This window comes from Rhodanobacter sp. FW104-R8 (genome assembly GCF_001617365.1).
Lineage (GTDB): Bacteria > Pseudomonadota > Gammaproteobacteria > Xanthomonadales > Rhodanobacteraceae > Rhodanobacter.
On record NZ_LVJR01000028.1, the window covers coordinates 103,077 to 124,106 of the forward strand.

A 21,030-nucleotide genomic window follows, 5' to 3' on the forward strand; every position below is an offset into this window, starting at 1 on the left:
GCGCCGCATCGCCCGGGCGTCGGGAGGCACGCCTGGCCCACACGCCCGCCCCGCGCGTTTCGGCGTAGTCTTGGACGCCCATCGTCAGGAGGGTCGAACCATGCTTCGCCGCACCTGCAAGCTGCTTGTCCCGCTGGCTGTTGCCCTGCTGCTTCCCGCCGTCGCCGGTGCCGCGCCTGCCAGCGCACCCGAGAGCACCACCGCGGCGCTGCAGCAGGCGGTGAACGGCCACTGGCGCTCGGCCGCCAACCAGGCGCGCGATCGATATCGCCATCCGGTCGAGACCCTGCAGTTCTTCGGCATCAGGCCGGACATGACGGTGATCGAACTGTCGCCCGGCGGCGGCTGGTATACCGAGATCCTCGCGCCCTTCCTCCACGCGCGGGGCCACCTGATCGAAGCAGCGCCGCCGACGGCCGCGAAATTCAGCGCCAAGCTCAAGGCCGACCCGGCGGTATACGGGCACATCGCGAAAATCATCCCGTTCGCGCCGCCGGACCCGGTGAACCTCGGTGCCGACAACTCCGCCGACATGGTGCTCACCTTCCGCAACACGCACGACTGGCTCAACCACGGCCCGGCCACCCTGGCCGCGGTATTCCAGGCCGCGTTCAACGTGCTCAAGCCCGGCGGCGTGTTCGGCGTCACCGAACACCGCGCCAAGCCGTTCGCCGATGCCGCGGACAGCAGCAAGGCCCTGCACCGCCTGCCCGAGGATTACCTGATCGCGCTCGCCCTCCAGACCGGCTTCCGCGTGGCCGGCGTGTCGCAGATCAATGCCAACCCGAACGACCCGGAAGACATCAACGTGCACCGCCTGCCGCCGGACCTGGCCGGGCCCGACAGCGAGCACGCGAAGATGAAGGCGATCGGCGAATCGGACCGGATGACGTTGAGGTTCGTGAAGCCGTGAGGGGTGGTTACATGGCGGAACCGCATATCCACTTCAAGGGCCGGCCGGGCGAACAGGCCACGATGTTCCTGCCGGGTTCCTGCGGCAACACGCCGGAGTTCAAGCCGTTCGCGGACCGCGCAGTTGTCCGCGATGCAGCGCGGCGGGAGCGGCGACGATGGAAGCGGATGACCTGCCGAAGCTGGTGAGCGTGCGCATGCCGTATGGCAAGTACCAGGGCCGGCTGATCGCCGACCTGCCCGGCGCCTACCTCGCCTGGTTCGCGCGCAAGGGCTTCCCGCCGGGCGAGCTGGGCCGGTTGCTGGCGCTGATGCTGGAGCTGGACCACAACGGGCTGTCCGCGCTGCTCGACCCGCTGCGCAAGCGATAGCGCGATCCTCCACGGTTACACTGGCGCGATGAACGATGACCCGGATGCATTCAGGCGCGCGGCGGACGCGCTGGCCGCGGCTGGCTGGTGCGTGCTTCCGGACCTGTTGCCGGGCGTGCAGACGCAGGCGCTGGCCGCCGAATGCCGCGCCCTGCACGAGGCGCGCCGGCTGACGCCGGCGCGGGTGGGCGCCGCGCGCACGGCCACGCCCTTGCGCGGCGACAGCACGCAATGGTTCCAGGCCGGGGCGATGAGCGCGGCGCAACAGGCGTTCATGGATCGCCTCGACGCGCTGCGGGCCGCGCTCAACCGCGAGCTGATGCTGGGCCTGGTCGAATGCGAGGCGCACTACGCGGTGTACCCGCCGGGCGCCGGTTACACCCGCCATCTCGACCGCCTGCGCGACAGCGACGCGCGGGTGGTGTCGGCGGTGTTCTACCTCAACGCGGACTGGCAGGAGGCCGATGGCGGCGCGCTGCGGCTGTACCTGGAGGGCGGCTCGCACCGCGACATCCTTCCGCACGCCGGCAGCCTGCTGCTGTTCCTCTCCGCGCAGTTCGAGCACGAGGTGCTGCCGGCCACGCGCAACCGCATGAGCATCGCCTGCTGGATGCGCCAGCGGGCGCTCGGTTGCCGCATGTAGGAGCGCACCTTGTGCGCGATGCTCTGATGTCGAGCGAAGCCAAGAGCATTCGCGCACAGGGTGCGCTCCTACGGCGGCGCCGCTCCGAGCAGCTCGATTTCGGCAAGGGCCCGCGGCGTGCCATCCGTCGCTGGTTCGAGACGCAACCGGTAATGCGTGTAGCTGCCCGGTGCAGGCACGGCAAAGGCACGCGTCTGCTGCGGCCATGCGAAGCGCTCGTGCTGCCGCGCATCCAGCGTGCGCCAGTGCCGGCCGTCGCGGGAGGCCTGCAGTTGCCAGCCGGATGGCGCCGCGGCGCCGGCGCCCGAGGTGAGCGTGAGCACCGCGACCTCGCGCGGTTGCGCGAAATGCCAGCGGATCGTGGTCGCCGCGGCGGGCAGCGCGGCTTCGGTAGCGGAATCGTTGTCGGACAACGCGGACAGCCGTGCGATGGCCGGCGCGCTGCGGGCGCTGCCCCGCCCGCCATCGGTGAAGTCGTGCAGCGGCTGCGGCCTGTCCCGCACGGTGAGCGGCGGCGGCAGCGCGTCCTCATCTCCAGCCCAGCGTGATGGCCGCGGCCCCATGGCGAACTCCAGCGTGGCGCCCTGCGCCAGCAGCGCGTGCGGCAGGGTCAGCCGGTTCCACGGCTGGCCGTTGACGCGCAGGCCCTGCACGTAGCGGTTGGCGTCGCTCACCGCGGGCGCGTCGATCACCAGGTGCTTGCCGTTCTCCAGCGCGATGTCCATGTGCGGGAAATACGGCGCGCCGATCACGTACTCAGGCGTGCCCATGCGCAGCGGATAGAAGCCGGCGGCGCTGAACAGGTACCAGGCGGACATCTCGCCGTTGTCCTCGTCGCCCGGGTAGCCCTGGCCGATCTCGCTGCCGGTGTAGAGGCGGCTCAGCACGTCGCGCACCTTGTCCTGCGCCTTCCACGGCTGGCCCGCGACGTCGTACATGTAGATGATGTGGTGCGAGGGCTGGTTGCTGTGGCCGTACTGGCCCATGCGCACGTCGCGTGCCTCCAGCATCTCGTGGATCGGCTCGCCGTAGCTGCCGACGTGGAACTCGCCCGGCGTGGCGAAGAACGCGTCGAGCTTCGCCGCCAGCCCGGCGCGGCCGCCGTACAGCGCGGCCAGGCCGGCGCCGTCCTGCGGCGCGTGGAAGGCCATGTTCCACGCATTGGTCTCGGTGTAGTCGCCGCCCCAGCGCAGCGGATCGAAATCCTTCGCGTCGTAGCGCCACCTGCCCGCCGCGTCGCGGCCCACGAAGAAGCCGACGGCGGGGTCGAACAGGTTGGCGTAGCCGAGCGCGCGGCGGCGGAAGTACGCCGCGTCGTCGGCGTAGTGCGCGGCATACGGGTCGTCCGCGGCGGGTTGCCGCGCCAGCGCGGCAGCGAGGTTGCCGATCGCGAAGTCGTTGATGTAGCCGTCCATCGACCACGACAGCCCTTCGTCCACGCCGGTATCGGTGTAGCCGTTGAAGATCGAGCGCTGCAGCCCCTTGCGGCCGGTGCCGGCGAGCGGGCTGACCACGGTGGCGTCCTTCAGCGCGGCCTGGTAGAACGCGCGCACGTCGAAGTGGCGCACGCCCTTCAGCCACACGTCGGCGAACGCCACGTCGGCGCTGGTGCCGACCATCAGGTCGGCGTAGCCGGGCGACGACCAGCGCGCGATCCAGCCGCCGTCGCGGTACTGCTGCACGAAGCCGTCGATCATCTCGCCGGCCTGCGTCGGCGTGAGCAGGACGTAGGCCGGCCACGCGGTGCGGTAGGTATCCCAGAAGCCGTTGTTGACGTAGGGCTTGCCGTCGACCACGCGCGCGCCGGTCTGCGTGGGCGTGTCCGGGCCGGCCGGCGCGGAGAACGGGCTGGCGTAGCGCCAGTGCGGCAGCGCCGCCGTGCCGGTGTTCTCGTGAGCGGAATTCGGGTACAGGAACAACCGGTACAGGCTGGAATACAGCGTGGTCAGCTCGTCGCGGCTGGCGCCGCGCACCTGCACGATGCCGAGCTGTGCGTCCCACTGTTCCTGCGCGCGCTCGCGCACGTCGTCGAACGTGTCTCCCGGCGCGATCTCCAGCGCCAGGTTGCGCTGTGCCTGTTCCAGGCTGATCAGCGAGGTGGCGATGCGCAAGTGCACCACTCTCTGCCGCGTGGTGTCGAAGCCGAACCAGGCGGCCACGTGGTCGCGGCCTTCGCCCGTCAACCGGCCGCTTTCGCGCACCGGCTGGTCCACCGTGCCGTAGAAGAACAGCCGCGTGGCGCCGGCGGAAAGCCGGCTCTTCACGTCGGACCAGCCGCTGAAGCGGCGGCCGGAGGGATCGAGCACGATGCCGCCGTGGTCGTCGCGGTTGTCGAACACCAGCTGCGAGCGGTTGCCCGCGAAGGTGAAGCGGAACATCGCGGCGTGGTCGGTCGGCGCCACTTCGGCGACGATGCCGTCGTCGAACGCCACGCGGTAGGCGTGCGCGTGCGCGGTCTCGTTGGCATGGCTGAAGCTGAGAGAGCGCGCCGCGCGGTTCGCGCTGGGCGCGCCCTGCGCCACGGCGGCCGGCATCAGCTGGAAGGTCTGCCGGTCGCCCATCCACGGGCTCGGCTCGTGCGACAGCGCCAGCGCCTCCAGCCGCGGCCGGTTGTCGGCGCCGTTGCGCTGCTGGTACTGGTAGATCCAGTTCGAGCCGGCGTCGCTCACCGGCGTCCAGAAATTGAAGCCGTGCGGCACGGCCACCGCGGGAAAGTTGTTGCCGCGCGAGAAGCGCGCGTTGGAATTCGTGCCGCGGCGGGTGTCGACGAAATCGCTGGGGCGCCGGCGCGCGTCGGCGGGCGCGGCGCCGATGCGCAGGTCGTCCAGGTAACCCTCGAAGCGGGCGGCGGGGCCGTCGTGGCTCAGCTCGATGCGCCGGATCGTGCGCCCGGCGGCGACCGCGCCCACGTCGATCGAAAGGTAGTTCCACTGGTCCGGATACAGCGTGCGGCCCTCGCCCTGCGCGCGCGCCGCGGCGCCGACCCGGTGCTGGTCGAGCGCGCCGCGGGCGGACAGCCGGCTGCCGTCGTCGAACAGCAGGTCCACCGCCACGTAGTTGGCCGGGTTGCGCAGGTCGCCCGCGTTCGAGACCGGGAACAGCAGGTACGACAGCCGGGTATCCGCCTGCACCGGCAGGTTCACCGTGTACAGCGCCAGCGTCTGCCGCCCGTCCGTCGCGCCGCGGTAGTGCAGCGAATGCAGCCCGCTGAAGCCGACCCCGGGCATGGCGGTGAGCGCCGCCGCCGCGCCGGGGCCGCCGGCCACGTCGACGGAGAACGGCGCCGTGGCCGGCATGGCCGGGGGCATCGGTTGCCCGGGTTCGAACGAGCTCTGGAAGCTCGCCGGCGCGGCCGCGATCGCCAGCGCCGGCAGCAGGCAAGCCAGCCACAGCCCGCGCCGCAGGCTCCGGCCGGCATGCGCGAATTTCGTCAACGGCGATCCGGACACGGCCAGCCCTCTGCCTCGGTGCGGCGGTGGCGGCGTTTCATGCCGTTCGCGCCGGATGCCGACGCGACGGGAACGGGAAGGAGGAACGCCGGTATGGCACGATTTGTATCGATCTAAACCGAACCTGTCAAACCGCGTCGCAACATGCCCGGCCGGCGCGGGCCGCACCGATTCAGCCAGCGATGGTGCCGGCGCCCGCCGCCGCGTTGAAGCGCGTGGCGATGTAGTCGTCGGTATAGCTGGTCATGCCCCAGCCGCGGATGAAGCCGCAGTGGCCGCCGTACGGCGCGATGTCCAGCTCGACGTTCGGCGGCAGCTCGAGCTTCTCGAAGCTGCTGACCGGGATCACCGGATCGTCCTTCGCGGTGAGGATGGTGGCGGGAATCTGCATCGCCTGCATAATGCCGCCGGCCACCGAATAGCCGTCCAGATACTGCTGCAGGGTGTTGAAGTCGGTATGCCGCAGCACCAGCGACTCGGTCAGCCCGCGCAGGTGCTGCTTCAGTTCGGACATCTCGAAGTACCGGTACTGCGGGAACGCCTTCTGCTTGGCCAGCAGCGAGTGGCGCCACTTGCGCATGAAATACGCCTGGTAGAACCACGGCGCGGATTCCTCCAGCGAGAACAGGCCCTCGCCGGGGTCGATGATCGGGCACACCGCCAGCACATAGCTCAGCGGGATGCCCACCCGCGAGGTCTGCATCGCGGCGCGCAGCGCGAAGTTGCCGCCCAGCGAGAAGCCGGCCAGCGCCATCGGCCGCGCCGGCCAGCGCGCGGCGACGTCGCCCAGCGCGTGCACCACCTCGTCGAGGCGGCAGGAATGGAACAGCGCCTCGTTGAGCCCGTGGCTGTCGCCGTGGTCGCGGAAGTTCAGCCGGAAGATGTCCCAGCCGTCGGCGAGCAGGCGGCTGCCGGTCTGCAGCACGTAGGTGGAATCGACGCTGCCTTCCCAGCCGTGGAACAGCACGGCCAGCCCGCGCGGCTGCGGCCGGGTTTGCTGCGCGGTATACGCGCCGGTGAGGCGCACGCCGCCGCCGCCGTCCACCACCACCGCCTCGGCGCCGCGCTGCACGGCCGTTGCCGCGCGCGGCAGCAGCATGCGGCGCACGCCGCTGGAGGACAGCATGGTCTGGATGTGGCCGCTGGTGAGCGGCCAGGGTGGCCGGAAATCCTTTCCGTGCAGCAGGTTCATCCGGGGTGAACTTCCAGCGCGGCGGCGATACGCTCGCGCGACAGCTCGGCCATGCGCCGGCGTGCCTCCGGGGTGGCCGGCACCGGCGCCAGGAAGCGCACCTCGGCGTCCAGCGGCGCCTCGCCCAGCATGCGCACGATGTTGTGCACGAAACTCTCGTTCTCGCGGAAGCCGGCGTCGATCACCCGGCGCCCGGCGCGGGCGAAGCGCAGCGCCACCGGCTGCACCGGCACCTCGGCATCCAGCGCGGCCTGGAAGATGCGCGCGTGGAAGACCTTGAGCACGCCGTTGTAGCCGGTGCCGCCCTCCGGGAACACCGCCACCGAACGTCCGGCGCGCAGCCGCTCGACCATCGCCTGCATCACCGTGGACAGCGAATGGTTGCTGCCGCGGCGATGGAAGATGGTGCCGCCGTTGCTGGCCAGCCAGCCGACCAGCGGCCAGCCGGCGATCTCCGCCTTGGCCACGAAGCAGGCCGCGCGCTGGCTGTGCAGCATCACGATGTCGATCCACGAGGTGTGGTTGGCGACGAACAGCACCGGGTCGCGCAGCGGCTGGCCGAAGCGCACCGAGCGCAGGCCTATGATGCGCAGCAGGCTGACCGACCACCAGCGGATCATGCGATGCGCGAACGGCTCGCGGCCGTCCTTCATCACCGCCTGCTGGTTCCAGCTGAGGACCAGCGCGCACAGCGCGACGCCAAGCACGATGTGCAGCAGCACCAGCGGCACCCGCCACAGGTAACGCAGCGGGCGCAGCGGGTCGCGCTCGGGGACGGAAGCAGTATCGGTGCTCATCAGTCCGGCAAGTTTAGCGTCAATGCGACTCCGCTTCGGCAGTACGCGTGCGCATTCTCGTGCCGGACAGCGGAACCGGCGCCCGGAACCCCGCGGCTCAGCCTTCGAGGCTGGCGTCGATCAGGCACCGCGCCGCGCCGGCCAGGGCGCGCGCCGGCCCCCCTTCGCCGAAGGTCTGCCCGGAGACGTAACTGCCCTCGATCAGCAACAGCAGGCCGTCGGCCAGCGCCGCCGGGTCGTGTGCGCCGATCGCCTCGCTCATCCGGCGCAGGCGTTCGCGCAGGGCGCGCTTGCTGTCCACCGCGACCCGGTGCGCCGGATGCCCGGGGTCGGGATACTCGATCACCGCATTGGTCAGCCCGCAGCCGCGGTAGCCGTCGCGGCCGGCGCGCGTAGAAAGACCCTCCAGGTAGGCCATCAGCTGGCCGCGCGGGTCGCCGGGATGGTCGGCCACCGCGGCCTCGAAGCGCTGGCAGAAGCGCAGGTCGTAATCGCGCAGGTAGGTCGCCGCCAACTCGTCCTTCGATTCGAAGGCGCGGTACAGGCTGGGCTTGGTGACGCCGGCGCGGTTGACGATCTCCTCCACCCCGATGGCGCGGATACCCTCGCGGTAGAACAGCTCGAAAGCGGTATCACGGATGCGGTCCGCCGCGCGGCGCGGCGCGTCGGCGGAAGGTGCCGCGGCGGATTTGGAACGACGGGACATGGCCTGGCCTGTTGACAATGTTACCGATCGGTACGTACGCTGCGCGCTTACCCGTACCGGTCGGTAACATGACTATACCCCGCTCACGGCCCTTCGGCCAAAACTACGCGTTCGTGGTGGTCGCCGTGGTGTTCCTCGCCCTGCTCGTCTCGGCCGGCATGCGCGCCACGCCGGGCGTGCTGATGCTGCCGCTGGGCCGTGCCTTCGGCTGGAGCCGGGACAGCATCTCGACCGCCGCCGCGGTCGGCATCCTGCTGTACGGGCTGGTGGGCCCATTCGCCGCGGCGCTGATGCAGCGCTTCGGCATCCGCCGCGTGTTGCTCGGCGCGCTGTCGATGATGGCGCTGGCGGCCGCCGGCAGCGCCGCGATGACCCGGCCATGGCAGTTGCTGCTGAGCTGGGGCGTATTGTCCGGCACCGGCACCGGCTGCGTCGCGGTGGTGCTCGGCGCCACCGTGGTCGGCCGCTGGTTCAGCAGCCATCGCGGCCTGATGATGGGCCTGCTGACCGCCAGCACCGCCACCGGCACCCTGATCTTCCTGCCGGGCCTGGCCGCCATCGCCGAGTACGCCGGCTGGCACACGGTGGTGCTGACCATCGCCGCCTGCTGTGCCGCGCTGGTGCCGCTGGTGCTGTGGCTGTTGCCGGAGCGGCCTGCCGACATCGGCCTGACCCGCTACGGCGCCGGTCCGGACGAGCCGGCCGACGCCGGGGCGCCAGGCGGCAACCTGCTGGCGCTGACCCTGGGTACCTTGCGGCGGGCCAGCCGGCGCGGCGCGTTCTGGTACCTGTTCGCCACCTTCTTCGTCTGCGGCTTCACCACCAACGGCCTGATCGGCACGCACTTCATCGCGTTGTGCGGCGACCACGGCATTCCGGAGGTGCGCGCGGCCGGATTGCTGGCGATGATGGGCATCTTCGACCTGTTCGGCACGACCGCCTCGGGCTGGCTCACCGATCGCGTCGATCCGCGCAAGCTGCTGTTCGCCTATTACGGCCTGCGCGGGCTATCGCTCATCTATCTGCCGTACTCCGATTTCTCGCTGTACAGCCTGTCGCTGTTCGGCGTGTTCTACGGGCTGGACTGGATCGCCACCGTGCCACCCACGCTGCGCCTCACCACCGATGCGTTCGGCGAGCGCGACGCGCCAGTGGTGTTCGGCTGGGTGGTGGCCGGCCATCAGGTCGGCGCCGCCGTGGCCGCGTTCATGGCCGGCGTGCTGCGCGTGCAGCTGGGCAGCTATCTCGCGCCCTTCGTGATTGCCGGCGCCACCGGCGTCGTTGCCGCCTTCCTCGCCCTGCGCATCCGTCGGCGCCACGACGGCGCGCCGCTGATCCCGGTCGTCGAGGCCGCCTGAGCTTCAGCGCTCCAGCTGCGCCAATGGCAGCGACGGCGAGCGCTTCACCGTGCGCAGCACGAAGCTGGAGTTGACATCGGCCACCCCCGCCGCGTTCAGCAGGTGGTCGAGCAGGAAGCGCGAGAAATCCTTGAGGTCGGCCACGTGGACGTGCAACAGGTAGTCCATGTCGCCGGTGAGCGCGTGGCAGGCCACCACTTCGTCCCAGCCGTTGACGCGCTCGACGAAACGCTCGATCACCGCTGCCTCGTGCTTCACCAGCTGCACGCGCACGAAGGCCTGCAGGCCCAGCCCCACCGCCTGCGGGTCGACCTGGGCGGCATAGCCGGTGATCACTCCGTCCGCCTCCAGCCGCTGCAGCCGGCGCAGGCACGCCGATGGCGACAGGCTGACCCGTTCGGCCAGCTCGGCATTGGTGATGCGGCCCTCGCCCTGCAGCACGGCCAGCATGCGCAGGTCGGTACGGTCGAGCATCGTCATGCGCAATAAACCTCAATTGCTTCGTTATCAGATGCAAGAATAGTGCATTAAACCGGCGAATCAAGGCAATAAAACAACCCTGCTGCGACGAAACCGCCGTATGCTGTGGCTTGCCCCAAGCCGCACCGGAGTCGAGCCCATGGACACGCCACGCAAAGTCGAACATCAGCAGACCGACCGCGGCTACGTGCCGGTGTACGCCACCGGCGTGGTCGAGCAGCCATGGGCCAGCTATAGCAAGACCGACCACGAGGTGTGGGACACCTTGTTCAAGCGCCAACGCGAGCTGCTGCCCGGGCGTGCCTGCAAGGAGTTCATGGCCGGCGCGGAGCGCTTCGGCCTCGGCGACGGCGGCATCCCGAAGTTCGCCGAGCTGAACAAGGTGCTCGGCGCCAGCACCGGCTGGGAGCTGGTCGCGGTGGAAGGCCTGCTGCCGGACGAGGTGTTCTTCGACCACCTGGCCAACCGCCGCTTCCCGGTCAGCTGGTGGATCCGCAAGCCCGACCAGCTCGACTACCTCAGCGAACCGGACCTGTTCCACGACCTGTTCGGCCACGTGCCGCTGCTGCTCAACCCGGTGTTCGCCGACTACATGCAGGCCTACGGCCGCGGCGGCATGAAGGCGTTCGCGATCGGCCCCGAGGCGCTGATGAACCTCACCCGGCTGTACTGGTACACGGTGGAGTTCGGCCTGATCAACACCAGCGAAGGCATGCGCATCTACGGCGCCGGCATCGTCAGCTCCAAGGGTGAGTCGATCTACTGCCTGGACTCGCCCTCGCCGAACCGCATCGGCTTCGGCCTGGAGCGCGTGATGAGCACGCGCTACCGCATCGACACCTACCAGCAGACCTACTTCGTGATCGACAGCTTCGAGCAGCTGTTCGAGGCGACGCATCCCGACTTCACGCCGATCTACGCGAAGCTCAGGCAACAGCCCGTGCATGCGGCCGGCGACGTGCTGGGCGGCGATCGCGTGTTCACTCGCGGCGATCGCGTGGGCTGGGCCACCAACGCGGATACCTGAGCCGCCGGGTCAGCGCAGCGTCGCGTCCAGCCACGGTTTCACCACCTCGACCCACAGCGCATAGCCCTGGCGGTTCATGTGCAGGCCGTCGGCGATGAACCACTGCGACTGCGGCCTGCCGTCCTTGCCGAGCATCGGCGTGAACACATCCAGATAGGCGACACCGCGCTGGGTGGCCGCATACTGGCGCACCAGCGCATTCGCCTCGCGGATCCTCGGCAGCAGCGCCCGGCGCGCCACGCTGGGCTTGATCGCGATGAACGCGATCGGCACGCCGGGATCGAATGAGCGCGCCTTGCGCACGAAGGCGGCAAAGTCATCGCGCACGTGCGTCGGGCTGTCGCCATCCTGCAGGTCGTTGTCGCCGGCATACATCACGATCGCGCGCGGGTGGTACGGCGCCACGATGCGCTGGGCGAAAAAGGTGGCGTCGTCGATCTCGGAGCCGCCGAAGCCGCGGTTGATCGTGCGCACCCGCGGGAAATCCGCGGCCAGCGAGGTCCACATGCGGATCGAGGAGCTGCCGATGAACAGCACCGCGCCGGCCGGCGGCGGATGCATGCGGTCGCCGGCCTGGAACGCGGCGATCTCCGCGTTCCACTGCGCGTGGTCGTTCTCGCGGTTGTCGCGCGCCGCCGCCAGCAACGGCCACAGCAACAGGATCAGCAGCAGTTTGCGCGGGATCTTCATCGGCTCGCCTCGTCGGTTCCGCCCGCAGGCTAGCGCGGCCGCGGCAATTCCGAAACCGACAGCACCTGCGCGATGCGCGCGCCGTTCCAGCGATAGACCAAATGCTGCGCCTGCACGCACGGCGCCACCACGTCGGGATGGAACGCGGCCAGGCATTCGCCGCCGCGATGCCGTGCGCTGTCGTAGACGATGCCGTTGGAGTCGGCGCCCCGCAGTTCACGGGCCAGCATGACGCTGGCGGCGTAGCTGTCCGGATCGTGCGCGGCGACCCAGCCGCCGCGGATGTCGTGCAGCCGGCTGTCGACGCCGGTGCGGTAGCAGCGCATCTGGATCTCGCAGGCCGGCTCGGCGGTGGCGGCGAGGAAGCGCTCGCGGTGGTACACGGTTTCCTCGACCGCGGTGGCCACGCTGTGCGCGGCGTAGAACACGCCCCAGCTGCCGTCGGAGTAGCGGCTGCCTTCCGGGTTCAGGTGGGTGAAGGCAGCCATCACCGGGGTGGAGCCCGGTCCGCTGATGCGGTGCTCCTTCGGCACCAGTGCCAGCGCGCCGGCCTCCTCGCGCAGGCGCGGGTTGGTCAGCGCCTCGATCGCGAACACCGCGTCGAGATCGGCCGGATCGGCGATGCGGTCGTACACGCCCACCGGCGGAAAGCGGCTGGGCACGATGCGGTAGGCGTGGCTCCAGCGGATGCGTTTGACGGGTGGCAACTCGGTTGGCATCGAGATTCCGAATCGGGCAAGGCGAACGCCCTCCCCTGCTTGTCCCGTTGGGGCTTGCAGGGGGAGGAGCAAAGCGTGTGGCTTTCCTGTCTCGCTCACCGCGACGCGCGGCACAGCGCCGCTCAGCCGCGCTGCGCGTCCAGGTACTGGCGCACCACGTAGAGGTCGGCCACGTTGCCCGACAGCATGCGCTCCAGCGCGGAGTGGCCGCCGAACAGCGGCGCCGTGCTCGGCTTGTGCAGCCAGGCATCGGCCTGGGCCGGGTCGGGGAACAGGATCTGCAGCGACTTCCAGATGCCGAGCAGGTAGCTGATCCGCTCCAGCGTGTCGCGCCCCAGGGCGCCGCCCTGCTGGCGCTTCCACTTGTAGAAGGTCGATTCCGGCGGGTCGCCGAGCAGCTTGCGCTGGTCGGCGATGCGCAGCTTCCAGTGCTCGGCAAGCTTGAAGAACGCGCGCAGCGCCGGGTCGGCGAGCGTATCCGGCGCTGCATACCGTGGCGCGGCTTCGGTGATGCGGGTCGAATGAGCAGCCATGGCACTCGCTCTCCCTGTGAAGTTGTGTGAAATATTACTTCATAGATGTAGTAAAAGCCAGCGAGCCGCCGCTTCGGGTTCAATGCCCTGAAACGCCCCTCGCCTTCGCGCAGTCGCAGCCGTAGTCCGGCTCCGGGCCACCCTCGGCGATGAAGCGACCGATGCGCTGCTCCAGCACCGGCAGCGGCACCGAGCCCAGCTGCAGCACGGTGTCGTGGAAGTGGCGGAGGTCGAACTTCGCGCCCAGCGCCTGCTCCGCCTTCGCGCGCAGCTCGCGGAGCTTCAGGTAGCCCAGCTCGTACGACAGCGCCTGGCCCGGCCAGCTGATGTAGCGGTCCACCTCGTTGGCGATCTCCCGCGCGGACAGCGCGGTATTGACGGTGAGGTAGTCGATCGCCTGCGCGCGGGTCCAGCCGAGGTGGTGCACGCCGGTGTCGACCACCAGCCGGCAGGCGCGCCACATCTGGTAGGTGAGGTAGCCGAAGCGCTCGTATGGCGTGTGGTAGATGCCCATCTCGTTGCCGAGGTATTCCGAGTACAGCCCCCAGCCTTCGCCGTAGGCGGAAATGTAGCCGTTGCGACGGAACCCGGGCTGGTCGTGCTGCTCGTCGGCCAGTTCCAGCTGCAGCGCGTGGCCGGGATAGCTCTCGTGCAGGGTCAGCGCCGGCACGTTGAACAGCGGCCGCGAGCCGAGGTCGTAGGTGTTGACCAGGTAGACGTCGGCGCCGCCGCGGCCGGAGGTGTAGTACGGCGCGATGTCGGCCGGCACCGGCTGGATGGTGAAGTGCGCGCGCGGCAGGTGGCCGAAGTAGCGCGGCATCTGGCCGTCCACCTGCTTGGCCACCCAGGCGCTGCGCATCAGCAGTTCGTCCGGCGTCTTCGCGTGGAACTGCGGGTCGGTGCGCAGGAATTTCAGGAAGCCGGCGAAGCTGCCCTTGTAGCCGGTGTCCTGCATCGCCTCCAGCATCTGCGCGTGGATCTTCGCCACCTGTTCGAGGCCGATGCGGTGGATCTCGTCCGGGTCGAGTTCGAGCGTGGTGTACTCGCGGATCTGCTGGCGGTAGTAGGCCTTGCCGTCGGGCAGCGCCTCGGCCGCCAGCGTGGTGCGCGCCCGCGGCACGTACTCGTTGCGGAAGAACGCCAGCAGCTTCGCGTAGGCGGGGATCACCTCGTCGCGGATGCGCTGCAGCGCCCGGCCTTGCAGCGCCTGCGCCTGGTCGGCGGGGATCGTCGCCGGCAACTGCTTGAACGGCGCGTAGAAACTGCTCCGGGTCGGATCCTTCAGCTCGGCCACCGCGACGATCGACGCGTCGCGCCCGCGCAGCACCGCGCGCGGCACGCTGAAGCCGCGCTTGAGGCCGGCGCGCATGTTGGCGATCTGCTGGTCGAAATAGGCCGGGATCTGGTCCAGTCGGTCGAGGTAGCGCTGGTAGTCGTCGGCCGTGCGCAGGCGGTCACCACCCAGCACGTAGCCGATGTCCGACCAGAACGCCGAGTCGCTGTTGAACGGCATCTGCCACGCCTTGAACCGCTGCGCGGCGAGCAGGTTGCGGATCTGCGCGCGGTACACCGCGTAGTTGACCTGGTCTTCGGCGGAGAGCTGCTGCGGATCGATCGCGTCGAGCCGCTCCATCACCTTTTGCCAGTAGTCCAGCCGGCGCTGCTGGCTGGCCGCGTCGACGTTGTCCAGCCGGCCATCGTTCGGCTGCGCCTCGCCGGAGGCGAGCACGCCGGACTGCGCGCTGCGCCAGCTCCATTCCTGCTGGTAGATCTGCCGGAAGCGGGCCGCCGCGTCCTGCCCGGCCCATGCCGGCGCCGCCAGGACCAGCGCGGCCAGGCCCAGCCACGCCATTCTCGTTGCCATGCTCACGAATCCGTTCCTTCCGCCGGTGACGGCGTGGCAGGCGGCTTGGCCGCATCCGCCACGCTCCAATAGGCCAGCGCCGCGGGCGGCAGCTGGGGCAAGGCCGCGCGCAGCAGCAGCGCGTGCACGGCATCCTTCAATCGTGCCACGCGCAGGGCGATCCCACGAGCCTCCAGCCAGGCGGCGAAATCCGCCAGCGCCTCCACGGTGGTGCCGTCCAGGTCCGGCGACTCCTCCAGGCTGAGCACCACCACCCGGATGCCGCCGCGCTCGCCGACCCGCTCGCGCGCCAGCGCCAGCGTCGGTTCCGCATTGGCGAAGAACAGCGGTTCCTCCGGCCGCAGGATCACCATGCCGGGCTGCTCGCGCGCCGCCTGGTGCTGCTTCGTGTCGATGAAATCGTGGCTGTCGGCGAGCCGGCCGAGCACGCTGATCCGCGGCGTCGCCAGCTGGCGCAGCAGCAGCACCAGGCTGAACGCGATCGCGGACAGCAGGCCGTTCAGCACGCCCAGGGCAAGCACGGCCAGCACGGCGGCCAGCGCCACCAGCCGGTCGCGCCGCCATTGCAGGTACGGCCGGAACACCGCCAGCCGCCACGACTTGCTCACCGCGTGGATCACGATCGCCGCCAGCACCGGCTCGGGGATGCGCTCGATCCAGCGCAGGAACAGCAACACCAGCAGCAGCACGGTGGCCGCCGCCACCAGCCCGGCCAGCCGCGACTGCGCGCCGGCCGCCTCGTTCGCCGAGGTGGCCGAGTAGCCCGCGCCGACCGGCATGCCGTGGAACAGGCCCGAGACGACATTCGCCACGCCGAGCGCGACCAGGTCGCGGTTCGGCCGTACCTCGTCTCCGTGTTTCAGCGCGAAGCTGCGGATGGCGCTGTACGACTCGGCGTACAGGATCAGCATCAGCGCCGCCGCCAGCTCGACGTTCGGCAGCCACTGCGACGAGTCCGGCCAGGCCGGTGCCGTCCACGCCAGGGCCAGATGCACCGGCCCGACCAGCGCCACGCCCTGCCCGGCCAGCCAGCCGGAGGCGGCGATGCCGAGCACGATCACCAGCAGGCTGCCCGGCAGCCGCCGCAGCCGCCCGCACAGGAACAGCAGGCCGAGGGCGGCCGCGCCGGCGGCGATCGCGGCCGGTTGCCACTGCCGGAACTGTTCGACCAGTTCGACCAGCACCCGCGCGACATCGCCGTGCCGGGTGGACACCCCGAACACGTGCGGCAGCTGCTTCACCGCGATCACCCAGGCCAGGCCGAACGCGTAGCCGCGTAGCACCGGCCGCGCGATCAGGTTCGACAGCGCACCCAGCCGGGCCGCCCCAGCCAGCAGGAAGCTGGCGCCGGCCAGTACCACCAGCATCGCCGCGGTGGCGAGGCGCTGCGCGCCGTCGCCGCCGGCCAGCGCCAGCGTCGCAGCCGCCAGCACCGCTGCCGAGGACGAGGTCGCCGAGACGACCGCGTAGCGGCTGCGGCCGATCAGGCCGTAGCAGGCCAGGCCGGCGAACAGGCCGATCACGCCGGCCTGCGGCGGCAGCCCGGCGATGCCGGAGTACGCCACCGCCTCGGGCAGCAGCAGGCCGGCGATCGACACGCCGGCCAAGACATCGACGCCGAAAGTGGAACCCGCCGCGGACGCAGGTGCCGGGCCCACGTTCATTCGATCAGCCCGCTCCAGCCCGGCAGGTACGCCGTGTCATGGCTATGCGCCAGCAGCAAGGCCTGCTGCAGCACCTTCGCGCCGACCTTGCCGCCCGGCAGTTTGAGGCGGCGGCGGTAGAAATCCGCCCACAGGAACTCCGCGTAGGGCGTGGCGTCCTTCGCGCAGCCGCCGGCCGTGCGCACCCGCGCGGCGAGGGTGCGGTAGGGATCGTCGGCCATCTCGGCGAGGCTGGCCGGGATCGCGGCGTAGTCGACGCGGGTGCCGTGCTGGTCGTACGGATGCGCCCAGCGGTTGAACTCCATCGTGCGCCAGAACACGTCCGGCTCCAGCCAGGAGAAATCGCGCTGGATCATCACCGGCACGCTGTTCACCCCCTCTTCCAGCAGGGCCAGCCCGAGGTGATGGTGATCGACGATGTAGACACGCTGCTTCGGCCCCAGCACGCCGGGGAACCAGTGCTGCTGGATCAGCTCCTTGCGCTTCTTCCTGCCGAGCTTTTCCCACTCCGCGCGCTTGCCCGCGACCTCGGCCTGGCCCACGGTGAGCTGGGTCGGCCGCAGCTTGGTCGGGGCGATCGACAACAACGGGTGACGCAGGCCTGACGACATGGCATGACTCCTCCGGGCAGATGCCGTGCCGCCGAGCGTACCCGAGCCGGGTCGTGCCGATAAGAGCCCGCTGCGCCGCGCAAGTTTCTGCGCGGACGGACGGCTATTCCATGCCGGCGTAGTAGCCGCGCATCGATTGCAGGTAGGCGTCCAGGTTGCGGCCGGTCCGGTCGGCGAACACCTCGCCGGTCTCGGCGAGTTCGTCGATGCGGTCGGGGCGGAAATTGCGGAAATTCTCGCGCAGCCGGCACCACGTGCCGAGCGTCCACTTGCCGCCCCAGAAGGCCAGGCACAGCGGCTCGACCTCGCGCCGGCTGACGTTGCCGCCTTCATCGCTGTAGGTCAGCTGCAGCACCCGGCGCGCCTCGATGGCCGCATGCAGCCGGTCGATGCGGGCGGCGAACGCGAGCTTGTACTCGTCGCGCCAGACCGGCGCATAGATGCGCGTGCGCGCGGCGCGCTCGCGCAGCTCCGGCGGCAGCACCGCCTCGATCTTCAGCAGCGCCGCCCGGGCATCGCCGGCCAGCCTGTCGCCGGCGAAGGCCTGCACGAATCGCGTGCCGACCACCAGCGCCTCGAGTTCGTTCGCGGTGAACATCAGCGGCGGGATGTCCGAACCCTTGCGCAGCACGTAGCCCACGCCGGCCTCGCCCTCGATCGGCACGCCGGACAACTGCAGGTCGGCGACGTCGCGGTACACCGTGCGCAGCGACACGCCCAGCGTCTGCGCCAGCGAGCGCGCCTGCAGCGCGGTGCGCCGGCCACGCAGGGCGTGGATGATGAGGAACAGGCGATCGGCTCGACGCATTCGTGCATCATCGCCGAGACCGGCGGCGGCGAACAGCGCCGAATGTCACGACTCATCGCACCGAGCCCGATCGGCATCAGGCTGCCTGCGTGGCCGCCAGTTCGGCATCCTTCGACGCGGCGCGCTGCATCGCCGGGCGCGCGAGCACCCGATCGATATACGCACGGATCACCGGCAACTCCGGCACCAGCTTGAACATCACCGTCCAGTTCAGCGCGGTACCCCACAGCACGTCGGCCGCGCTGAACGTGTCGCCGAGCAGCCAGGGACCGCGTTCGAGCTGGTCGGTGAGCGTCTTCAGCATGGTGCCGTAGTCGCCGTAGCCGCAGGTCGAGGGCGGTGCCGGTTCGCGCTGCATCGCCTTGTCGAGCACTGCCGGCTCGAAGCACGAGCCGTAGAACACCAGCCAGCGCAGGTACGGCCCGCGCAGCGGGTCGCCGAGCGGCGGTGCCAGTTTTGCCGAAGGGTAGAGATCGGCCAGGTAGATGAACACCGCCGGCTGTTCGGTGATCAGCGCGCCGCTGTGATGGATCGCCGGCACCTTGCCCATCGGGTTGACCGCGAGATACGCCGGCCCACGCTGCTCGCCGGCCTTCAGGTTGAGCACGTGCAGGTCGTAGTCGACGCCGAGTTCCTCGAGCAGCGCGCGGGTGCCGGCGGAGCGGCTCTGTGGCGAATGGAAGAAGGTGACGCGGGGTGTCGTGTCCATGCCGGGTACTCCTGGTCGAGGTGGAGGTTCAGTCCTGCGGAAGCTGGCAGACCGCCTCGATGTTGTGCCCGTCCGGGCCGATCACGAAGGCGGCGTAGTAGTTCGCGTGATAGTGCGTGCGCAGGCCCGGCGCGCCGTTGTCGCTGGCGCCGGCGAGCAGCGCGGCCGTGTGGAATGCATCCACCTGTGCGCGGTTGCTGGCGACGAAGGCCACGTGCAGCGGGGTCGGTGCAGCCGGACCCTCGACCAGCCAGAACTCCGGCTCGTCGCGGCCCATCCCGATCGTGCCGGGGTATTCCTTCACCACGGCGATGCCCAGCGGGGCCAGCGCCTGGCCGAAGAAGGCGTGGCTGCGGGCGAGGTCGCTGCCCGGCAGGCTGATGTGGTCGATGATCATGAAAACCCCGCGGGTCGGCGTGGTCGGAATCGGAGGTACGGCGCCGGCACCCGGTCGTCGTGGCGGGTCCCGGGCGTCACTGGCCGCGGGGGTGGAAGACGATGTGGGTCAGCGCGGCCAGCAGGCTGCGCCGGCGCGCACGCGGGGTGCCGGCGGCATCCGCCGGGGCCGCCTTGGGCAGCTTGTACTGCCCGTCCAGCAGCAGGCCGTTGAGATAGAGCGGGCGGTAGGCCATGAGTACGCGTTGCAGCATCGGTTTCATGATGGGCTCCTCATGCCGTCGCCACGGCTTCGCCGACGCACCACGGCGGCAGCTGGGCGTGCTTGAACAGGCGGTACCAGTGCTCGCGGTCGCCGGGGCTGTACAGGTCCAGCGTACGGATCACCTCGCGCGCGAACTCCACGCTGCCCAGATGGCTGGCGCTGATCACGCCGCCGTCGCTGACCGCCAGCACCTCGCTGTCGTACTGGTCGGCGCCGGCGTAGCCCGGCACCTGGGCCGCGATCTGGCCGTTCCAGTTGCCGGTGTGGCGGCAATGGTCGAGCAGGCCGGCGCGGGCCAGCGCCAGCACGCCGCTGTCGATCGCCGCCACCGGCGCGCCCGCGGCGTGCAGTTGGCGGATCGCCGCCACCGCCGGCGCACCCTCGCCGCGCTGCCACAGGTGGCCGCCGGGCACGATCAGCAAGGCCGCGCGCCGGGGGTCGAGCTGGGCCAGCGACAGCTCGGGCTGCACGCTCAGGCCGCCCATCGAGACCACCGGCGCCATCGAGAAGCCCGCCGCCTGCACCTGCCAGTCGCCGGGCCGGCGGATCTCGCACAGTGCCAGCGCGGCCTGCCAGTCGGCGAAGCCGTCGAACACCAGGAAATAAACCGTGTCGCGCATGTCGTGTCCCTCCGCTATGGAGGTACAGCTTGCCCACCTCTTGCTGCCAACGTGATGTCAGCAGCCGGGCCGGATGCGGGCGCGCGGGCCGCCGGGCTGGCACCGTTCAGCCGGAGCCGGGACAATGGCGCTTCCTCTTGCCATGGACCCGACATGAAACCCGTCTCGCTGATCCAGTTCCTGATCGAGGAACGCCGCGCCGGCCACATCAACGCCGAACTTTCGCTGCTGATCGAAGTGGTCGCGCGCGCCTGCAAGCGCATCGGCGTGGCCACCGGCAAGGGCGCGCTGGGCGGCGTGCTGGGCATGGCCGGCACCGCCGATTCCGTCAGCATGAACATCCAGGGCGAGGCGCAGAAGAAGCTGGACGTGATCTCCAACGAGATCCTGCTGGAGGCGAACGCCTGGGGTGGCCACCTCGCCGCCTGCGCCTCGGAGGAGATGGAAGACCCGCAGCAGATCCCGGACGGCTACCCGAAGGGCCAGCACCTGCTGCTGTTCGACCCGCTGGACGGCAGTTCGAACATCGACGTGAACATCTCGGTCGGCACCATCTTCTCGGTGCTGCGCTGCCCGGACGGCGTGACCGAACCGAAGGCCGAGCACTTCCTGCAGCCGGGCACCACCCAGCTCGCCGCCGGCTACGTGGTGTACGGCCCGTCCACCGTATTGGTGCTCACCTTCGGCCACGGCACCCACGAGTTCACGCTGGACCGCGAGGTCGGCAGCTTCATCCTCAGCCGCCGCGGCATCCGCATTCCCGAGCAGACCGCCGAGTTCGCCATCAACATGTCGAACCAGCGCCACTGGCAGGCGCCGATGCAGCGCTACATCGGCGAGCTGCTGGCCGGCAAGGAAGGCCCGCGCGGCAAGGACTTCAACATGCGCTGGGTTGCCTCGATGGTGGCCGACGTGCACCGCATCGTGACCCGCGGCGGCGTGTTCTATTACCCGCTGGACGCGAAGATCGTCGACAAGGGCGGCAAGCTGCGCCTTATGTACGAGGCCAACCCGATGGCCTTCATCGTCGAACAGGCCGGCGGCGCCGCCACCACCGGCCGCCAGCGCATCATGGGACTGCAGCCGACCGGCCTGCACCAGCGCGTGCCGGTGTTCCTCGGCTCGAAGCAGGAGGTCGAGCTGGCCACGCACTACCACCGGGAGGCCGACGGCGCGCTGGGCTGACGTTTTGCTCTCTAGTTCTGCTCCCTCCCCT

Annotated in this window: 22 protein-coding genes; 6 read left to right on the forward strand and 16 right to left on the reverse strand. The window is 70.1% G+C overall.

Annotated features, from left to right (window positions below; translation table 11 throughout):
* Positions 1-100: 100 nt before the first annotated feature.
* From RHOFW104R8_RS09340 to RHOFW104R8_RS09350, 3 genes are all read left to right on the forward strand, one after another.
* Positions 101-913, forward strand: a complete 813-nt coding sequence (locus tag RHOFW104R8_RS09340; protein ID WP_068093779.1) for a class I SAM-dependent methyltransferase — start codon at positions 101-103, stop codon at positions 911-913.
* Between the two features lie 157 nt (positions 914-1,070).
* Positions 1,071-1,283: a DUF3820 family protein gene (locus RHOFW104R8_RS09345; RefSeq protein WP_068093777.1), complete on the forward strand. Its 213-nt coding sequence runs from the start codon at positions 1,071-1,073 to the stop codon at positions 1,281-1,283.
* 28 nt (positions 1,284-1,311) lie between these two features.
* A complete protein-coding gene (locus RHOFW104R8_RS09350) occupies positions 1,312-1,926 on the forward strand; it encodes a 2OG-Fe(II) oxygenase (protein ID WP_068093775.1) in 615 nt (204 codons plus the stop codon).
* Between the two features lie 68 nt (positions 1,927-1,994).
* Here the strand turns inward: RHOFW104R8_RS09350 and RHOFW104R8_RS09355 are convergent, their stop codons facing one another.
* The 4 genes from RHOFW104R8_RS09355 to RHOFW104R8_RS09370 form a co-directional block, all read right to left on the reverse strand.
* On the reverse strand, positions 1,995-5,234 hold the full coding sequence (locus RHOFW104R8_RS09355; protein WP_235604381.1) for a GH92 family glycosyl hydrolase: 3,240 nt from the start codon (positions 5,232-5,234) through the stop codon (positions 1,995-1,997).
* A 313-nt stretch (positions 5,235-5,547) separates the two neighbouring features.
* Positions 5,548-6,567 carry a YheT family hydrolase gene (locus RHOFW104R8_RS09360; protein ID WP_068093774.1) on the reverse strand — a complete coding sequence of 340 codons (1,020 nt, stop codon included), beginning with the start codon at positions 6,565-6,567 and terminating at the stop codon, positions 5,548-5,550.
* Complete coding sequence (locus RHOFW104R8_RS09365; RefSeq protein ID WP_068093773.1) at positions 6,564-7,364, reverse strand: 1-acyl-sn-glycerol-3-phosphate acyltransferase; 801 nt, start codon at positions 7,362-7,364, stop codon at positions 6,564-6,566. Before RHOFW104R8_RS09365 ends, RHOFW104R8_RS09360 begins: the two co-directional genes overlap by 4 nt.
* Positions 7,365-7,461: 97 nt before the next feature.
* On the reverse strand, positions 7,462-8,070 hold the full coding sequence (locus RHOFW104R8_RS09370; protein WP_068093772.1) for a TetR/AcrR family transcriptional regulator: 609 nt from the start codon (positions 8,068-8,070) through the stop codon (positions 7,462-7,464).
* Positions 8,071-8,138: 68 nt separating this feature from the next.
* On the opposite strand from RHOFW104R8_RS09370, the gene RHOFW104R8_RS09375 reads away from it, so the two are divergent.
* Positions 8,139-9,428: an MFS transporter gene (locus tag RHOFW104R8_RS09375; protein WP_068093770.1), complete on the forward strand. Its 1,290-nt coding sequence runs from the start codon at positions 8,139-8,141 to the stop codon at positions 9,426-9,428.
* A 3-nt stretch (positions 9,429-9,431) separates the two neighbouring features.
* Here RHOFW104R8_RS09375 and RHOFW104R8_RS09380 read toward each other — a convergent pair whose 3' ends face one another.
* Positions 9,432-9,908 carry an Lrp/AsnC family transcriptional regulator gene (locus RHOFW104R8_RS09380; protein ID WP_068093767.1) on the reverse strand — a complete coding sequence of 159 codons (477 nt, stop codon included), beginning with the start codon at positions 9,906-9,908 and terminating at the stop codon, positions 9,432-9,434.
* A 139-nt stretch (positions 9,909-10,047) separates the two neighbouring features.
* Between RHOFW104R8_RS09380 and phhA the strand changes: the two genes are divergently transcribed.
* The gene (gene phhA / locus RHOFW104R8_RS09385; protein ID WP_068093765.1) at positions 10,048-10,935 is read left to right on the forward strand and encodes a phenylalanine 4-monooxygenase; all 888 of its coding nucleotides are present in this window, start codon (positions 10,048-10,050) and stop codon (positions 10,933-10,935) included.
* Between the two features lie 9 nt (positions 10,936-10,944).
* Here the strand turns inward: phhA and RHOFW104R8_RS09390 are convergent, their stop codons facing one another.
* The 11 genes from RHOFW104R8_RS09390 to RHOFW104R8_RS09440 form a co-directional block, all read right to left on the reverse strand.
* On the reverse strand, positions 10,945-11,625 hold the full coding sequence (locus RHOFW104R8_RS09390) for an SGNH/GDSL hydrolase family protein (RefSeq protein ID WP_068093757.1): 681 nt from the start codon (positions 11,623-11,625) through the stop codon (positions 10,945-10,947).
* 29 nt (positions 11,626-11,654) lie between these two features.
* Positions 11,655-12,344 (reverse strand): RES family NAD+ phosphorylase, encoded by a 690-nt coding sequence (locus RHOFW104R8_RS09395; protein ID WP_068093756.1) that lies wholly within the window; start codon positions 12,342-12,344, stop codon positions 11,655-11,657.
* 122 nt (positions 12,345-12,466) lie between these two features.
* On the reverse strand, positions 12,467-12,877 hold the full coding sequence (locus tag RHOFW104R8_RS09400; RefSeq protein WP_068093755.1) for an MbcA/ParS/Xre antitoxin family protein: 411 nt from the start codon (positions 12,875-12,877) through the stop codon (positions 12,467-12,469).
* Positions 12,878-12,956: 79 nt separating this feature from the next.
* Positions 12,957-14,741 carry a DUF885 family protein gene (locus tag RHOFW104R8_RS09405; RefSeq protein WP_068093753.1) on the reverse strand — a complete coding sequence of 595 codons (1,785 nt, stop codon included), beginning with the start codon at positions 14,739-14,741 and terminating at the stop codon, positions 12,957-12,959.
* Between the two features lie 2 nt (positions 14,742-14,743).
* Positions 14,744-16,405, reverse strand: a complete 1,662-nt coding sequence (locus RHOFW104R8_RS09410) for a SulP family inorganic anion transporter (protein WP_068093750.1) — start codon at positions 16,403-16,405, stop codon at positions 14,744-14,746.
* Positions 16,402-17,016: a ParB-like protein gene (locus tag RHOFW104R8_RS09415; RefSeq protein WP_068093745.1), complete on the reverse strand. Its 615-nt coding sequence runs from the start codon at positions 17,014-17,016 to the stop codon at positions 16,402-16,404. Before RHOFW104R8_RS09415 ends, RHOFW104R8_RS09410 begins: the two co-directional genes overlap by 4 nt.
* Before the next feature lie 103 nt (positions 17,017-17,119).
* On the reverse strand, positions 17,120-17,824 hold the full coding sequence (locus tag RHOFW104R8_RS09420; protein WP_068093742.1) for a YafY family protein: 705 nt from the start codon (positions 17,822-17,824) through the stop codon (positions 17,120-17,122).
* 76 nt (positions 17,825-17,900) lie between these two features.
* Positions 17,901-18,533 (reverse strand): glutathione S-transferase family protein, encoded by a 633-nt coding sequence (locus RHOFW104R8_RS09425; protein WP_068093740.1) that lies wholly within the window; start codon positions 18,531-18,533, stop codon positions 17,901-17,903.
* Positions 18,534-18,561: 28 nt separating this feature from the next.
* Entirely contained in the window at positions 18,562-18,930 is a 369-nt protein-coding gene (locus tag RHOFW104R8_RS09430) for a VOC family protein (protein WP_153021687.1), read from the reverse strand.
* 76 nt (positions 18,931-19,006) lie between these two features.
* Positions 19,007-19,192, reverse strand: coding sequence for a hypothetical protein (locus tag RHOFW104R8_RS09435; RefSeq protein ID WP_068093736.1), 186 nt, complete (start codon positions 19,190-19,192; stop codon positions 19,007-19,009).
* A 10-nt stretch (positions 19,193-19,202) separates the two neighbouring features.
* Entirely contained in the window at positions 19,203-19,814 is a 612-nt protein-coding gene (locus tag RHOFW104R8_RS09440; RefSeq protein WP_068093734.1) for a DJ-1/PfpI family protein, read from the reverse strand.
* Positions 19,815-19,967: 153 nt separating this feature from the next.
* Here RHOFW104R8_RS09440 and RHOFW104R8_RS09445 point away from each other — a divergent pair, with 153 nt between their 5' ends.
* Positions 19,968-20,999 carry a class 1 fructose-bisphosphatase gene (locus RHOFW104R8_RS09445; protein ID WP_068093732.1) on the forward strand — a complete coding sequence of 344 codons (1,032 nt, stop codon included), beginning with the start codon at positions 19,968-19,970 and terminating at the stop codon, positions 20,997-20,999.
* Positions 21,000-21,030 lie beyond the last annotated feature (31 nt).

What these genes read in the sequence shown, in the direction of transcription:
- RHOFW104R8_RS09420 (WP_068093742.1), bottom strand. Translation starts at nt 17,824, where the DNA reads ATGCGTCGAGCCGATCGCCTGTTCCTCATCATCCACGCCCTGCGTGGC.
- RHOFW104R8_RS09390 (WP_068093757.1), bottom strand. Translation starts at nt 11,625, where the DNA reads ATGAAGATCCCGCGCAAACTGCTGCTGATCCTGTTGCTGTGGCCGTTG.
- RHOFW104R8_RS09345 (WP_068093777.1), top strand. Translation starts at nt 1,071, where the DNA reads ATGGAAGCGGATGACCTGCCGAAGCTGGTGAGCGTGCGCATGCCGTAT.
- RHOFW104R8_RS09400 (WP_068093755.1), bottom strand. Translation starts at nt 12,877, where the DNA reads ATGGCTGCTCATTCGACCCGCATCACCGAAGCCGCGCCACGGTATGCA.
- RHOFW104R8_RS09355 (WP_235604381.1), bottom strand. Translation starts at nt 5,234, where the DNA reads ATGCCCCCGGCCATGCCGGCCACGGCGCCGTTCTCCGTCGACGTGGCC.
- phhA (WP_068093765.1), top strand. Translation starts at nt 10,048, where the DNA reads ATGGACACGCCACGCAAAGTCGAACATCAGCAGACCGACCGCGGCTAC.
- RHOFW104R8_RS09405 (WP_068093753.1), bottom strand. Translation starts at nt 14,741, where the DNA reads ATGGCAACGAGAATGGCGTGGCTGGGCCTGGCCGCGCTGGTCCTGGCG.
- RHOFW104R8_RS09360 (WP_068093774.1), bottom strand. Translation starts at nt 6,567, where the DNA reads ATGAACCTGCTGCACGGAAAGGATTTCCGGCCACCCTGGCCGCTCACC.
- RHOFW104R8_RS09425 (WP_068093740.1), bottom strand. Translation starts at nt 18,533, where the DNA reads ATGGACACGACACCCCGCGTCACCTTCTTCCATTCGCCACAGAGCCGC.
- RHOFW104R8_RS09415 (WP_068093745.1), bottom strand. Translation starts at nt 17,016, where the DNA reads ATGTCGTCAGGCCTGCGTCACCCGTTGTTGTCGATCGCCCCGACCAAG.
- RHOFW104R8_RS09350 (WP_068093775.1), top strand. Translation starts at nt 1,312, where the DNA reads ATGAACGATGACCCGGATGCATTCAGGCGCGCGGCGGACGCGCTGGCC.
- RHOFW104R8_RS09395 (WP_068093756.1), bottom strand. Translation starts at nt 12,344, where the DNA reads ATGCCAACCGAGTTGCCACCCGTCAAACGCATCCGCTGGAGCCACGCC.
- RHOFW104R8_RS09445 (WP_068093732.1), top strand. Translation starts at nt 19,968, where the DNA reads ATGAAACCCGTCTCGCTGATCCAGTTCCTGATCGAGGAACGCCGCGCC.
- RHOFW104R8_RS09370 (WP_068093772.1), bottom strand. Translation starts at nt 8,070, where the DNA reads ATGTCCCGTCGTTCCAAATCCGCCGCGGCACCTTCCGCCGACGCGCCG.
- RHOFW104R8_RS09435 (WP_068093736.1), bottom strand. Translation starts at nt 19,192, where the DNA reads ATGAAACCGATGCTGCAACGCGTACTCATGGCCTACCGCCCGCTCTAT.
- RHOFW104R8_RS09380 (WP_068093767.1), bottom strand. Translation starts at nt 9,908, where the DNA reads ATGACGATGCTCGACCGTACCGACCTGCGCATGCTGGCCGTGCTGCAG.
- RHOFW104R8_RS09430 (WP_153021687.1), bottom strand. Translation starts at nt 18,930, where the DNA reads ATGATCATCGACCACATCAGCCTGCCGGGCAGCGACCTCGCCCGCAGC.
- RHOFW104R8_RS09340 (WP_068093779.1), top strand. Translation starts at nt 101, where the DNA reads ATGCTTCGCCGCACCTGCAAGCTGCTTGTCCCGCTGGCTGTTGCCCTG.
- RHOFW104R8_RS09410 (WP_068093750.1), bottom strand. Translation starts at nt 16,405, where the DNA reads ATGAACGTGGGCCCGGCACCTGCGTCCGCGGCGGGTTCCACTTTCGGC.
- RHOFW104R8_RS09440 (WP_068093734.1), bottom strand. Translation starts at nt 19,814, where the DNA reads ATGCGCGACACGGTTTATTTCCTGGTGTTCGACGGCTTCGCCGACTGG.
- RHOFW104R8_RS09375 (WP_068093770.1), top strand. Translation starts at nt 8,139, where the DNA reads ATGACTATACCCCGCTCACGGCCCTTCGGCCAAAACTACGCGTTCGTG.
- RHOFW104R8_RS09365 (WP_068093773.1), bottom strand. Translation starts at nt 7,364, where the DNA reads ATGAGCACCGATACTGCTTCCGTCCCCGAGCGCGACCCGCTGCGCCCG.